13 protein-coding genes and 3 pseudogenes are annotated in these 13,158 nt (G+C 37.5%); 6 read left to right on the top strand and 10 right to left on the bottom strand.

The genetic code is table 11. The features are described 5' to 3' along the window. Genes UYK_RS0113585 through UYK_RS0113595 form a run of 3 tightly spaced genes read right to left on the bottom strand, consistent with a single transcriptional unit; the run spans position 1 to position 1,575 of the window. Positions 1 to 900, bottom strand: a complete 900-nt coding sequence (locus UYK_RS0113585) for a sulfite exporter TauE/SafE family protein (RefSeq protein WP_016871565.1) — start codon at positions 898 to 900, stop codon at positions 1 to 3. A 15-nt stretch (positions 901 to 915) separates the two neighbouring features. Continuing rightward, positions 916 to 1,095 carry an MBL fold metallo-hydrolase gene (locus UYK_RS0113590; RefSeq protein WP_016871566.1) on the bottom strand — a complete coding sequence of 60 codons (180 nt, stop codon included), beginning with the start codon at positions 1,093 to 1,095 and terminating at the stop codon, positions 916 to 918. A gap of 30 nt (positions 1,096 to 1,125) precedes the next feature. Next, complete coding sequence (locus UYK_RS0113595) at positions 1,126 to 1,575, bottom strand: protein tyrosine phosphatase family protein (RefSeq protein ID WP_016871567.1); 450 nt, start codon at positions 1,573 to 1,575, stop codon at positions 1,126 to 1,128. Positions 1,576 to 1,665: 90 nt separating this feature from the next. Between UYK_RS0113595 and UYK_RS0113600 the strand changes: the two genes are divergently transcribed. Beyond that, a complete protein-coding gene (locus UYK_RS0113600) occupies positions 1,666 to 2,010 on the top strand; it encodes an ArsR/SmtB family transcription factor (RefSeq protein ID WP_016871568.1) in 345 nt (114 codons plus the stop codon). Between the two features lie 50 nt (positions 2,011 to 2,060). Here the strand turns inward: UYK_RS0113600 and UYK_RS0113605 are convergent. Together UYK_RS0113605 and UYK_RS26155 are read right to left on the bottom strand one after the other, a co-directional pair. Beyond that, positions 2,061 to 2,834 (bottom strand): annotated as a pseudogene (locus tag UYK_RS0113605) (IS701 family transposase); the annotation flags it as partial. A 125-nt stretch (positions 2,835 to 2,959) separates the two neighbouring features. Further along, a pseudogene (locus UYK_RS26155) lies at positions 2,960 to 3,226 on the bottom strand (IS701 family transposase); the annotation flags it as partial. 273 nt (positions 3,227 to 3,499) lie between these two features. Here UYK_RS26155 and UYK_RS0113615 point away from each other — a divergent pair. The 4 genes and pseudogenes from UYK_RS0113615 to UYK_RS0113630 all read left to right on the top strand — a co-directional run. After that, positions 3,500 to 3,646, top strand: a pseudogene (locus UYK_RS0113615) (MFS transporter); the annotation flags it as partial. A 155-nt stretch (positions 3,647 to 3,801) separates the two neighbouring features. Next, positions 3,802 to 4,545, top strand: a complete 744-nt coding sequence (locus UYK_RS0113620) for a COG4705 family protein (RefSeq protein ID WP_016871570.1) — start codon at positions 3,802 to 3,804, stop codon at positions 4,543 to 4,545. Positions 4,546 to 4,655: 110 nt separating this feature from the next. Continuing rightward, entirely contained in the window at positions 4,656 to 5,330 is a 675-nt protein-coding gene (locus UYK_RS0113625; protein WP_016871571.1) for a response regulator transcription factor, read from the top strand. Positions 5,331 to 5,345: 15 nt separating this feature from the next. After that, the gene (locus tag UYK_RS0113630) at positions 5,346 to 6,590 is read left to right on the top strand and encodes a HAMP domain-containing sensor histidine kinase (protein ID WP_016871572.1); all 1,245 of its coding nucleotides are present in this window, start codon (positions 5,346 to 5,348) and stop codon (positions 6,588 to 6,590) included. Here UYK_RS0113630 and UYK_RS0113635 read toward each other — a convergent pair. The 4 genes from UYK_RS0113635 to UYK_RS0113650 form a co-directional block, all read right to left on the bottom strand. Continuing rightward, positions 6,587 to 7,030 carry a DUF2127 domain-containing protein gene (locus tag UYK_RS0113635; protein ID WP_016871573.1) on the bottom strand — a complete coding sequence of 148 codons (444 nt, stop codon included), beginning with the start codon at positions 7,028 to 7,030 and terminating at the stop codon, positions 6,587 to 6,589. The two genes, UYK_RS0113630 and UYK_RS0113635, sit on opposite strands and share 4 nt — an antisense overlap. 365 nt (positions 7,031 to 7,395) lie before the next feature. Then, positions 7,396 to 7,614, bottom strand: coding sequence for a hypothetical protein (locus UYK_RS0113640; protein ID WP_016871574.1), 219 nt, complete (start codon positions 7,612 to 7,614; stop codon positions 7,396 to 7,398). 146 nt (positions 7,615 to 7,760) lie between these two features. Beyond that, the gene (locus UYK_RS0113645) at positions 7,761 to 8,459 is read right to left on the bottom strand and encodes a response regulator transcription factor (protein WP_016871575.1); all 699 of its coding nucleotides are present in this window, start codon (positions 8,457 to 8,459) and stop codon (positions 7,761 to 7,763) included. 234 nt (positions 8,460 to 8,693) lie between these two features. Beyond that, complete coding sequence (locus UYK_RS0113650; RefSeq protein WP_016870617.1) at positions 8,694 to 9,125, bottom strand: peptidoglycan-binding domain-containing protein; 432 nt, start codon at positions 9,123 to 9,125, stop codon at positions 8,694 to 8,696. Between the two features lie 425 nt (positions 9,126 to 9,550). Between UYK_RS0113650 and UYK_RS0113655 the strand changes: the two genes are divergently transcribed. Then, on the top strand, positions 9,551 to 10,294 hold the full coding sequence (locus tag UYK_RS0113655) for a hypothetical protein (protein WP_016871576.1): 744 nt from the start codon (positions 9,551 to 9,553) through the stop codon (positions 10,292 to 10,294). A 214-nt stretch (positions 10,295 to 10,508) separates the two neighbouring features. On the opposite strand, the gene UYK_RS0113660 is transcribed toward UYK_RS0113655, so the two are convergent. Further along, on the bottom strand, positions 10,509 to 12,575 hold the full coding sequence (locus UYK_RS0113660) for an ATP-binding response regulator (protein WP_016871577.1): 2,067 nt from the start codon (positions 12,573 to 12,575) through the stop codon (positions 10,509 to 10,511). Between the last annotated feature and the right edge of the window lie 583 nt (positions 12,576 to 13,158).

Genomic DNA, 13,158 nt, shown 5'->3' on the forward strand with positions numbered 1-13,158 from the left:
TCAAATAGAATTTCTGATTTTTTTGTCACCGAAATGAGAATGTGAATTCTGATAATGTTGCTCTTGCTGTATGTTGTGTGCTGCTGGTGAAGGAGAAGAGTAAAATTTGCTGCGATTTTGAAATAAAATAAAACTTGCTACAGCTATCAACAAATAGCCAAATCCTCGTTGCAACTGTCTAGGCTGTACAAACTGAGAAAAATAAGCTCCACTAATTGTACCGATGCTGGCAGCGATTGTAAATGAAGCCATGAGATGCCAATTCAGTGATACCCGTCCTAGATAGCCTAACAGTCCGGCAACAGAATTCATTGCAATAATTAGTAAAGAAGTGCCGATCGCTTGTTTCATCGGTGTATTTCCCAACAAAACTAAGGCAGGAACAATCGCAAATCCACCGCCAACCCCAACTAATCCAGTTAATAAACCTACACCTAAACCTTCACTCAGCATCCAGAGCCAACAGTATTTACATATTGGTTTGGGATATAAGCTTAAATCCAAATCAGTCGCAGCAACTTTTGGAACTGGTTTAGCATTTTTGTTAATCATAAATCCTGCTGCTAATAGCATCATCAAGGCAAACAGAATCATCTGGATTGTGCCAGTAATAAAAGGTAATGTCGCAAATTTCGCTCCTACATAAGCTCCTAACATTGTGGCAGAGCCAAACATGAAAGCGGTTTTTAAATTTACATTGCCTTGCTGCCAATGGGGGATGACACCAATGAGACTGACACTGCCTACAATAAATAGAGTCATGGCGATCGCTGGTTTTGGTGTCACACCCATGACATAAACTAAAATCGGTACTGCTAAAATCGAACCACCGCCGCCAATTAAGCCTAAGCTGATGCCTATACAAATTGCGAGAAAATGACCGAATATCCAGGCTATCATAAATTCTGGAATTGATTAGAGGACTGTAACTGGTAAACAGTAACGCAGAGATAACCCTAACTCTGTAAGTAGTTTTGAATCACGTTCAACTTGCTCCAGTACCGGATCGACTAAAATAACTGCTTGAGTTTGTTGGTCTGCAAGTAGGTAAGTATAAGTGCTGGTTTCTCTGTCAAATAACTGTCTGAATAACATAGTGTTTTGTCCTGCGACAGTAGGAAAACTTCAATTAGCTTTGGCGTGATTTGAAACATAATGCTCAAGAAACTGCTTCATCTGCGGATGAGCATCAAAATCAAAGCCAGCTGCAGCAGCTTTCTCAAATACTTGCTCTGGTGTCATTCCTTGTCGTGTTGCCACGTTCATGAATGCCATTAAACCCGCACGCATACTACTTGCACAATGGATTAAAGCGGGTTTTGGTAGCCGATCAATTTGCTCGAGTACCTCTGTGGTCAGTTCATCGCTAATTTCGTTTGGCTTGACCGGAATGTTAATGTAGTGCAGTCCCAAGGCTTGTGCTTGTTGCTGTTCATCGCTGAGAAAACCTTGCTCATCAGGCGCTCGTAGATTAAGTACAGATTTATAACCTTCATTTACCGCCTGCTGTAACTGCTCTGGTGTCACCTGTCCTGCTACTGTTAATTCGTTGTTAATCTTTTTGACGTTTTCCATTGCTGTTTTAGTTCTTAACTCTTACTACCATATTGCCAGATAGTAATATGGTAGTAACTACATATAAGAAGATGTAATATTTAAGTCTGTATGTTAGAGTCTTCGCCTCAAACCCTTGCTCCCGTTGCTGAATACTTTAAAGTCTTGTCAGAAGTAAGTCGGCTGCAAGTTTTGTGTTGTCTCAAGTCAGGAGCAAAAAACGTGACAGAAATCATCCAAGAAACTGGACTGGGACAAGCAAATGTTTCCAAGCATCTGAAAGTATTGATGCAAGCAGGTATAGTCACTCGTCAGCCACAAGGAATCAGTGTTTTTTACCAAATTACTGATCCGGTAATTTTTGAGCTATGTGAGTTAGTGTGCGATCGCCTTGCTATGCGGCTGCAAGAACAAACACAACAGTTGGAGCAACTGCAAGCACTACGCCAACCGTAAAAATTGCTCCAAATTGAGATTAGAACTTACGCATTGTCAGAAAATTGATATTATGCAGTCAAGCCCAACTTCTGTGATAGGTGTTCTAAAATAAAATCACGAGCTACTTTAAGAGATAAGTTTCTCTGGATTTCATACCAGTTTTCAACTAACTCTTTGGCACGCATCAGTTCTAGTTGAGTAAAAGCTCGTATTGCACTAAAAAAGTGAGTATTGATAGCATCGGTTGTTCTGACCATAAATCGCCCAATGCTACACACTTGTTTAATAGCTCTGTGATAACATTCAATACCCCAATGTATAGAATGTACTTCTTTAAATTCTGCTCTAGAAATTGAATTTAGTTTATCTTTTGTGGACGTGTACATAATGTAATATCTGAAAGTTTCGTTTTTGAAACTTCTCCGAAATACCTTCACCCGTCCAAAATTTTTCAGATATACTATTAAGCCATCTGCTGGGATTTCTAGATTTTGAACTTGCGTAAAATGCTTACCATCAATGGAACATGAGCGATTCTTAGCTATTCCAGTTAAAAACTCCAATCCTTTGTCTTTAAAGAACTTTAGGTTTTTTTGGCTGGAATACCAACTGTCAGTAGTCACTGTTTTTGGACTCAGACCCCAAACCAAAACCTCAGCAATCATCTCTCGCAAATAATCATTTTTGGTTTTCCCTTCTTTTTTGTTATAAATACGATAATTTACAGGTACAGATTTGCCTGACAAGTCCGTGTAATACAAGGTAATTAATTGAATTCCTTTAACGGTTCGATGATGTCTTCCCGAATAAAAGTACCCAATTAATTCTGTTAATTTTGGGTCAAGGGTGAACGTTTAAAAAAATGGCGAAGCCTAGCACAGTGCCGGGTACGGCACTGTGCTACCACCGCGATAAATCGTGGGGCTTGTCGAAAAAATATAAGGCTTCGCCATTTTTTTTGGTTTCATGCAGTGTCACTATGAGGTTTGTCAATTACTGTATCATCTCCACTTAATGTCCCACCTATTAAGTTAATTTGTGAACTAAGCTCATCAAATAAATCTTTGGGTTCATACCGCTCACGTAGTAGGAATCTGTTGACGCTATCATGAGACAAATCTTCCATGATGTCTGCCAAACGTGTGCAGCCTGGATATTTTGATTCTGCCAGCAAAAATAGAGTGTAAGTGTCGAGATCACACTTTGCTGTGGATGGCTTACTAATAGCTCTGATTGTCTGAACCCTAAATACGCTCTGCACGTCAATTATCCGTCTTTTCAGCGCCAGAGTGATTAGCGATCGCCTGTTTATTCTTGATTTTCCTCATTACATTTTTTGTCTAATTTGTCAATGCGTAACTTCTAGAGATTTCTTGGAGGCGATAGAATTTCATTCCAATTTCATTGTCAAGTGTGATGATGAGAAATGCAATTAATTGTGATTTAACAATTACAGCTTTCTCTTAGCACCGAATTACCAGTCATCAACTCAAAGGTAACAGTAACAGTGACAACAAAAACTTTTCAAACTATCCCCCGTAATGTCTGGGTTTTAGGATTTGTCAGCTTGTTAACTGATATTAGTTCTGAGATGATTCATTCAGTGTTGCCACTATTTCTAGTTTCGGTATTTGCTTTGAGTGCGATCGCATTACTGCTGGTATTTGAAAGTGGAAGATGGAAATCAGTAGATAAAGAGTAAAAATCTTCACTACCAGCCATCTCTTTCCAAGTTCTTGACTTTTTCTCTCTACGATAAACCTGCAAGTTTAGATAAAGTATGCGATCCAGCAGTAAGTAGGAGCAATAATGAACAAAGTTGCAAAGGTCACAATTTTCTTTTGGATTATGAAGATCATCGCCACGACGCTCGGCGAAACGGCAGGTGACTTCATCTCAATGTCTCTTGGGCTGGGTTATTACGTGGCCTTTGCCGTAACTTTTGCCATTCTGGCTATTCTCCTGTTTTTTCAAATTCAATCTGACAGATATCGTCCAGCCCTTTACTGGGTAGCCATAATTGCGACAACCACAGCCGGAACTGAAGTTTCAGACTTAATGGATCGCTCTCTCGGACTGGGCTACGCAATGGGATCGCTGATTCTGGTAGCCTGTCTCTTAAGTGTTCTGGCTATCTGGTATTATCGGGATCGGGATCTGAGCGTTTATCCGATCGCAAGGAAAGACGCAGAGACAACCTATTGGCTGGCGATTGTGTTCTCAAACAGTTTGGGAACGGCCTTTGGTGATTTTCTGACAAGCAACTTAGGACTAAGCTATATCCAAGGCGCATTCGTGACGGCTAGCGTCATTGGTGTTGTCATCGCCCTTCACTACCTAACAAAATTGAGCGATGTCTTCCTATTCTGGCTTGCGTTCATCTTCACGCGACCCTTCGGAGCCACCTTCGGAGATTTTCTTACCAAACCAATCAAAGATGGTGGTCTATCACTGCCAAGGGGCTATGCTTCAGCGATCGCCTTTATCCTACTGGCGGTTGTCCTATTCTTTTCTGTACGAAAGGAGAAAAAAGTGCGTTACCCAATTGAGTGATACGTTTAAGCAGATAGATGACTTACTTCATAATAGGAACACCCCCTCATCCTTAGAATCGTAGGTTTGCTAACTTTTCCCTTTCTGATTTTTGGCATAGCATCAAAGATATGAGAATCTTAATAGTTGAAGATGACGATCGCATTGCTAAACCCTTAGCCGAAGATTTAAAACATCAACATCATGCTGTTGATATTGCTGGTGATGGAATTGAAGGTTGGGAATACGCCCAAGCAGGTAATTATGATTTAATTTTATTAGATTTAATGTTGCCGCGCTTAGATGGAATCACTCTCTGTAAACGGCTACGTGCTTCTAATTGCAACGCTTTTATTCTGATGTTGACAGCACGAGATACAACATCAGATAAAATAATTGGACTTGATGCTGGTGCAGATGATTATTTAGTTAAACCATTTGAACTAGAAGAATTAGCAGCACGAATTAGAGCTTTATCTCGGAGAAGTCCAGAAATCCGTCAATCAATTTTAGTTCATGGTGAGCTACAACTAGACCCTAGTAATTGTCATGTCACTTATGCAGATAAGCCTTTATCATTAACACCCAAAGAATACATGATATTGGAATGTTTTTTGAAAAATCCTACTCAAATTTTGACTCGCTCGGCAATTTTAGATAAATTGTGGGAGTTTGATAAATTATCTGGCGAAGAAACTGTTAAAACTCACATTACAAATTTAAGAAAGAAACTCAGAGCCGTAGGAAGTTCAGAAGATTTTATCGAAACTGTTTATGGTGTTGGTTATCGTCTGTGTCCTAAGTGAAGGCAAATTTAACTTATGTTTGAAAAAATTCGCCGTCGTTTACTGTTGTCTTATTTAATCGTATTGTCACTAATCTTAGGTGGATTTGCAATTGCTGTTCGGATTGTCTTTACCCATAGCCTCCATAAACAACAAACAGAGAAACTTGCTGCATTAGCACAAGTTGCTGCTGCTAATGCAGAGCTTGATAACGGTCAAATTAAAATTGAAAATGATTTACCTCAAGATAAATTGCTTGAAAAGCATCAAGGGTTACACTGGTTTGATACTAAAGGTAATCTGATTGGAAAACAGGGACGAGATATTTTAAGTTTACCTGTTCATGTAACAGAAGGAGAACAAATAAACACAATTGGTAAAAATCGTATTCAGTCTGTTACCCTGCCAATTATTAGTAGTGATGATAAACAATTTATCGGGTATGTAAGAGCCAGTCAATCTTTAGAAGAATTTGATGAAACTTTAAATAAATTAGATTTGGGGTTAAGTGGTGGGATTATTGTAGCTTTGGTTATTAGTGGTGTGGGTGGAGTTTGGCTAACTCGTCAAGCTATGCAACCAATTGAAGAAAGCTTTGAACGCTTAAAACAGTTTACTGCTGATGCTTCCCATGAACTCCGCAGTCCTTTAATGGCGATTAAAAGTAATGCAGGTGTAGCACTAAAGTATCCAGAAGGAATGCGAGAAACTGACGCAGAAAAATTTCAGGCTATTTCTAGTGCTACTAACCAAATGACTCGCCTCACTGAAGATTTACTATTTTTAGCTCGTTATGATAATATTCCTAACCGGAGTAAAGAAACTGTGAATCTCAGTTCGATTTTAAGTAACTTAGTACAGCTATATCAGCCGCAAGCAGTCGCTAAACAAATCAGTTTTAAAAGTCAATTATCTGAGAAGCTTTATCTATTAGGTGATACAAATCAAATAACACGATTATTTACTAATTTAATTCAAAATGCTATACATTACACACCGTCAGAAGGGATAGTAGAAATCACAGCTAATCGTTCTGCTGCCGATATAGTAGTTAATGTCCAAGATACAGGTATAGGAATTGCACCAAAAGATTTAGAAAATATTTTTGAGCGTTTTTGGCGAGCAGATAAATCACGTTCTTATAATTCAGGTGGTTCTGGTTTAGGATTGGCTATAGCCCAAGCTATTGCTCAAAACCACGGTGGATTAATTACTGTCACAAGTCAATTGGGAATTGGTAGTTGTTTTACAGTGCGTTTACCAGCAAGTTCTCTTAATTAATGTTTATAAAAATGTTTGATTAAGTACCATAACACAGCTATATTAACCATAAAGACTAAAAATTTGAAAATCGTTATCCCTTTAATTAACTCATAGATTTCGGGAGGTATACTAATACCAACTAATCCAATAACTAATATCTTTGCCCAAGTTTTTTCATACCATAAACCGATAGCCTCAATGGCTGTCACAACTGCGTATATTGCAGTGGCAATTCCACTAAATTTTAAAGTTTGTGGTTTGATATTAATAATTTTTTCTAGTAACCATTCAATAACTTCGCGTTTACCTTCCAATATGTAAGATTCGGAAAAGCCCACAAGGGTATCATGTTTTTTCAAAGCTAAAAGTAGAACAATAGATGTAGCTGTAAGTAGTAAAGCAACAAAGCCTTTATAAACAACAATTGCTATTAATCCTGGAGGACGTTTCTCGATCATTTAATTTTCCTTACTTGTTACTTTATTGCTTGCTGAAAGCTAAATAGTTTGTCAATAAAAAGGTTGACAATCTAAATCTGTGATTGATTTATGATAATTATATTCCCAGGTTGGATAATTAATTGATAATATGATAAAAATTAAGTATACTGTTTGTCAGCTTTTGTGTTGAAGCATTCATAATGTAGGTTGCTTAAATCTATGTTTTTAATTTTTTTAATATCAATATATTTAATAAAAGTCAAGAATTAGAAAAGACTAATTGTCAATATTTTTTATTTAGTATCACTAGTATAGTAAAAATTAAGGGATGGGTTGTATTCCCATCCCTTATGTAACTAATTTTAAGCAATCGACCTCACATTTTAATCAAAATGTTCTCTGATGGCTCTGACATAAGCAGCGTCAGTATCGTTGAGGTTGTTAAGCTCGTTTTCATACTCAACGTTTAAAGTTAATGAGTCAGATTCAGGATTAAATTTACTAGTTGCTGCTAGAACTGCCACATCTGGACTTGCTATTAATCCAAAACTAGCAAAAATAAAGATAGGAATTGAACGGCTTATTGAGAGATACTTGTCCATAACTATTAAGCAAAGTTTATTGAGTATTTTCACAGTAACTAAGAGTTGTGATAATACTGTGTTAACTTTGTTTCAATTACTTGTTTTTTAGCAGACATAGACACAAAACAGTGCGACCGCTCACCAAGATATAATTACTAAATGGGTCAGTCTTCAAATTTATAACCAATACCAGCGACTGTTTTAATAAAAATAGGATTTGCTGAATCAGGTTCTATCTTTTTTCGTAACCGAGCTATAAGTGTATCGACTACTCGTTCATCTCCATAAAATTCACTACCCCATAATTTATCTATTAGTTGTGTGCGATTCCAAACTCGATTGGGATAGCTAACAAAAGCAGTTAGTAAGTTAAATTCCAAGTTTGTTAAGTCTATTATTTCTGAAAAATTAGGGTTCATTTGACGCAAAGCAGAGTGTTGCTCTATATCGAGCAGAAAATGTTGGGTACGGTAAATTTGATGTTGCTCTGGTTGACGCAAGCTACGTCGCAGAAGTGCTCGAACTCTGGCAACTAACTCTTTGGGGCTAAAAGGTTTGACTAAGTAATCATCAGCACCAGTAGACAAGCCAATAATACGATCAATTTCCTCACTCTTAGCTGTCAACATTAAGATGTAGGGGTCTTTTGCACCAGGTTTTTGTCGAATTCTGGCACACAACTCTAGTCCATTGAGACTAGGAATCATCAAGTCGAGGATGATTAAGTTCGGTTGATGCTCTTGAATTATTTGGAATGCTTGAAGCCCATCACCACAATTATGGCAAGAAAATCCTTCGTCTTCCAAAGAAAACTGGATTAACCGAGAAATTTCAAATTTATCCTCAACAATTAAGATTTCCATATATCAAGATATAAAAACACTTTATTCTCGTATGGGCTGATTTTTGTATTATGCGTATTGAGTTGTAATATGTTGTAAATTTTTGGCAGTGTGAATTTTGTCAATATATTCAAGTATTAGGAATAGACTTACTTAATATTAATGATTGTTAGCAAGGGGAGAAGGCGAGCAACATTCGCCTCCTCCCTCTTTTGGTAAACTATGCTTAAAAAGCAAACTGTACTATCTAAGTAATTAATGAATTATGGCAGACCAAGTTTTTACTCCAACAACTCCATCAGCTTTCAAATTATGAGACTTCTGAAAAGCAATAATGGCAGAACGTGTGTTTCTACTGTAAACTCCATCAGTTGCTCCATTGTAGAGTTTTTGTGTTTTCAAGAATGCCTGAATCTCTTTTACTGCTTTGCCTTTGCTTCCTAATCGGAGAATTGGTGCTGTTTGAGGTGAATAACTAATAAGTTTAGTTGATTTGGAAGCAGCTGTGGTTGCCCGCATCATTTTAGTAGCCTTGACATTTTTGGGATGCACTTGTGTTGAAATATGTGTGCCTGTTTTTTGCATTTGTGCGGTAGATGTTTGGGCATTAGCTGGTGCTATAGAAGAGAATAACAATGGACTTAAGGCTGCAATAGATAAAGCAAGTTTCACAAATTTATTAGTCATAAGAGAGTATCTCCTTGTTTGGAAAATCTATTACAGCAGATTTAAACTTAATGAAGTATATCTTCAGGGTTTTAAAGTCAGTCACAAAGCTCATTTTTCTACTTTACCCTTCTCTACGAGAGGCTGCGCCAACGCGAACTGACTTTTGAATTCTGCTGTAATTTCAATTTAGTTAGTAAAAGTAAAGAACTTGGAAAGATTTATCAGGATTTGAAAAAATTATTTTGTCTTTCAGAAATACTTGTGAAAACTTGCAAACATTATTTGCAAATTAGATAAAGAGAAAAATGTGACTGTTTTTTTATAGTTTTGTAAAGAATTTATCACATCTGACTGATAGAGTCTAGAGGAAGCAATTCCTAAAGTGCTTTGCTGGTGATAGATACAGAGCAAAGTCACAAAACCACAGTCATGGAGGTTTTAGCATGAAATCTGTTATCAAGCTTATTTTGAAAGCTAGTTTGGTTGGAACTTTGAGTTTAAGTTTATCAGTACAATCAGTTTACGCATCTCCATCACCGATTAGTGTCCCTATAGAAGTTAGTGACAGTAATGATGATGTTAATGCTAAAAAAGTATTTGCAATAGTGAGCAAAGATGAACAAGTAGTAACTCTAAATCAAATTGGCGAATATAGCAAGACTATCTATAACCTGATTAAAACCAACAATTGGACAGAAGCAAAACACCATTTATCGCTACTCAAAGCTGTATCAGATAGCCTCAAAACACAAAAGGGAAGAACCGATGTCAACTTAGCCAAGCTTGACTCAAGTATTACTGTTTTGCAAAGTACGGTTGCAGCAAAGAACCATCAAGCGATGTGCGATGCTAACCAAGTTAGTGCGATCGCTGCTCAACTGGCAATGCAGTTAGAACCTAAGATGCCTTTGGAGGTTGCAATGCTCGACTACTATGGTCGTGAACTGGAAATTTGGGCAGCCGATGAGAATACAGCTAAATTAAAAAATGTTGCTGGTAAAATTCGAGAGACTTGGGAAGCTTTACGTCCTGCAATCCAATCTCACGGCGGTTCACCTCAATTACAGAAGTTTGACGATACTCTAGTTGCTTTAGTTGAGACAGCTAGTTCTCCTACTGAATATAGTCTGCTTGCTGCACCTGTACAAGGTGAAGTCAATAATCTCCGAAAAGTATTTCAACAGTAGATTTTTTTAAAAAGGCTCATTCATCTCACTGTCAATTTTGCACGCATGGTAGGAGATGAATGGGTAGTTTAAAAACTGTCTGTGAATTAAACTGAATCTTCAGTGTGCTTAGTAGGATTCAACTATATCTAAAGTGTGTTATGTTGCCGGAAGCATCGCTTATAGCAAGGCGTAGCCCATTGCCCAGGTAAAGCCAGTCTAAACCTAGTAAATCTTAAAAACTCCGCCCTGTAAGATTTGCAATAGCTGCAATTAACTCAGCTTGTTCTACAGGTTTAGCTAAACTTTTTTGAAAACCTGCCGACTGCGCCTGTTTTTTATCTAATTCACGGGCATAACCACTTAAAGCGATCGCCGGAATCTGGCTATATTGTCTCACTTCACTAGCTCTAATTTCTTGCATCAGCATATAACCATTTACATTTGGCATACCAATATCGCTGATTAGTAAATCTTGCTCTGAATTTGCCAGAACTTGTAATGCTTGTTCAGCCGATGCAGCTGTAGAAACGTGCATCCCGTGTTGTTCTAAGATAAAAACAAGCAACTCCAGAATATCAGGTTCATCATCTACTACTAAAACTTTTAAGCCTGCTAAAAGTGATGAGGCACAAGTCAAATGTGAAAGGACTTTTGAATGAGGATTTTTCTCTATCTCCTCCCTATTTTGTAGTAGTGGTAGTCTGACCATGAAAGTTGCTCCTTGTCCTTCTCCCATGCTTTGAGCTTCCACAGTGCCACTGTGAAGTTCTACTAAGTGACGAACAATTGCTAGTCCCAATCCTAGCCCACCAAAATTCCTCGTTGTAGCGTTATCTGCTTGGCGAAAAGATTCAAAAACATGAGGTATAAACTCAGGCTTGATACCTATACCTGTATCTTTTACCTGAATTTGAGCGAATTTTTGTGTTGAGTCTGCTAACTCATAATTTTCTAAAAGACTAATTATAGATAACTCAATATCTACACGACCTCCTTGTAGTGTAAATTTGATCGCATTAGACAGCAAATTACACAGGATTTGATGTAAACGTTTGGAGTCACCTAAAACGTAATATTTTTGAGAGGAAGTTTTGAAGTTATTTAATGATAAACAAGTATGAGAACTGAGTAATTTATTTCTATTTTCTAAATCTTTAATTGAAAATGATACAAATATTGCCTTTTCTTCTGCTATTAGTCGCACCATTTCTATTGCTGACTCAATAGTAGATGCTAAATTGATTGGATATAACTCTAGAGTTATTTTATCTTGAATAATCCGAGATACATCCAGTAGGTCTTCAATTAATTTAGTTTGCAATTTGGCATTACGTTCAATAGTTTGAAGAGCGTAATTAGTAGTTTCTTGATCTAATTTTTTGCTTTGCAGTATCTCTGCCCAACCTAGAATGGGGTTGAGGGGCGATCGCAATTCATGAGACAGGACTGCGAGAAATTCATCTTTACTACGATTTGCGGCTTCTGCTTCTGCTCGTGCAGACTGCTCTCGCTCTAGTAACTGGTTTCTTTCTGCTTCTGCTAGTTTACGCTCGGTAATATCAGATAACATTAGTAGTACGCCGTTAAAATCACCCCGATCAGTAAAAATTGGCGTGGTAGAAGCAATAACCCACAAATTAGAGCCGTCTTGAGTGCTAAAACGACAATCAAATCGTTGTCTTCTGCCTTGCTGCCATTGTGCTAAGATTGCTTCAACTTCATTCTCAACCGTTTCAGTCATCAACTCATTAAAAGAGTGATCGCTTATGTCCTCTATACCATAACCCAACATTTCAACTAATCGCTGATTAACGTATTCAGTTCGCAACTGTGCATTCAATAACCAGATACCTTCATAAGCGGTATCAACAATATGACGATACCGTTCCTCACTAAGTTGAAGTTTGGCTAAATTTGCTTCGGATCGTTGGCGAGCAACTCGGAGTGCAGCCTTAAGTGAACTAACCAGCAACGCAACTATAATAAATAAGACCAAATGTAGAAGATTCGCACCATGCCAAAGTACTAAATTGTCAGCTACAGGTGTTAAAAAAAAGTTGCTAACTAAAACTGACAGGATAGTTGCAAGTAATCCTGCTCCTAAGCCACCATACCAGGAGCTAAAAGTTACAGCAGCAAAAAATAGGGAGAAAACTGTTGATTTTACCAAAGACTCTAACAGCAGTGTGAGCAGTAGCGCAACTACAACTGATAAAACTGCGACAGTATAGCGAGTTAAGCGATCGCGACTCAGGTGATAAAGTTGTCTAATCGGCAAGAGATTGATCAAATAAGCCATGCTCAATCCTAATATTTTACTAATGCTATCTGGGTCATCCGTTCATATACTTTTTAAAGCTACAGTTTTCTGATCTACCTTCTCCTATGTCCTTCTAACCTGTGTATATTAAAAACTTAGTGTGACAATTATTTGCCAATTTTGTGACGTTCTTTTATTTTGTTTTTGATATACTAAATATCGTGCAAAGCCTCTACCTCCATACATCGATCAACTATTTTCATACCTAATATAGTTGCTACAGTAGAAACACTGACTGCTACAGATATCACAGCTTAAACCTTGATTCACTTTAGACTGGAAAAATCAAGAACTTGGAAAGATTTAGTTCGTGTTGAATTTCTCAACATATTTAGGTACATCTTTTCGAGTTCTTGACTTTTAGTATGTAAAGTGAAACTACTTACTAAAGGTTATTAACTAATAACCATAAATTTGAGTTTTAGTTGTGCTATTGAACGGTGGTTAAAAATATAACTCAATATCCATTTCTTCCTTGGAACTTTTAATGCTTGGCTTTATCCGGTTTCTGTCAAGCTTGTAGGAATGAATGCAGATATCCCAATTGGTGTATTTCGACTAC

The sequence above is a fragment of the Fischerella thermalis PCC 7521 genome (genome assembly GCF_000317225.1).
Taxonomy (GTDB): domain Bacteria; phylum Cyanobacteriota; class Cyanobacteriia; order Cyanobacteriales; family Nostocaceae; genus Fischerella; species Fischerella thermalis.

Coding starts and splice junctions, on each gene's coding strand:
- UYK_RS0113585 (WP_016871565.1), bottom strand. CDS start 900: ATGATAGCCTGGATATTCGGTCATTTTCTCGCAATTTGTATAGGCATC.
- UYK_RS0113635 (WP_016871573.1), bottom strand. CDS start 7,030: ATGATCGAGAAACGTCCTCCAGGATTAATAGCAATTGTTGTTTATAAA.
- UYK_RS0113640 (WP_016871574.1), bottom strand. CDS start 7,614: ATGGACAAGTATCTCTCAATAAGCCGTTCAATTCCTATCTTTATTTTT.
- UYK_RS0113660 (WP_016871577.1), bottom strand. CDS start 12,575: ATGGCTTATTTGATCAATCTCTTGCCGATTAGACAACTTTATCACCTG.
- UYK_RS0113595 (WP_016871567.1), bottom strand. CDS start 1,575: ATGGAAAACGTCAAAAAGATTAACAACGAATTAACAGTAGCAGGACAG.
- UYK_RS0113645 (WP_016871575.1), bottom strand. CDS start 8,459: ATGGAAATCTTAATTGTTGAGGATAAATTTGAAATTTCTCGGTTAATC.
- UYK_RS0113600 (WP_016871568.1), top strand. CDS start 1,666: ATGTTAGAGTCTTCGCCTCAAACCCTTGCTCCCGTTGCTGAATACTTT.
- UYK_RS0113625 (WP_016871571.1), top strand. CDS start 4,656: ATGAGAATCTTAATAGTTGAAGATGACGATCGCATTGCTAAACCCTTA.
- UYK_RS0113620 (WP_016871570.1), top strand. CDS start 3,802: ATGAACAAAGTTGCAAAGGTCACAATTTTCTTTTGGATTATGAAGATC.
- UYK_RS0113630 (WP_016871572.1), top strand. CDS start 5,346: ATGTTTGAAAAAATTCGCCGTCGTTTACTGTTGTCTTATTTAATCGTA.
- UYK_RS0113650 (WP_016870617.1), bottom strand. CDS start 9,125: ATGACTAATAAATTTGTGAAACTTGCTTTATCTATTGCAGCCTTAAGT.
- UYK_RS0113655 (WP_016871576.1), top strand. CDS start 9,551: ATGAAATCTGTTATCAAGCTTATTTTGAAAGCTAGTTTGGTTGGAACT.
- UYK_RS0113590 (WP_016871566.1), bottom strand. CDS start 1,095: ATGTTATTCAGACAGTTATTTGACAGAGAAACCAGCACTTATACTTAC.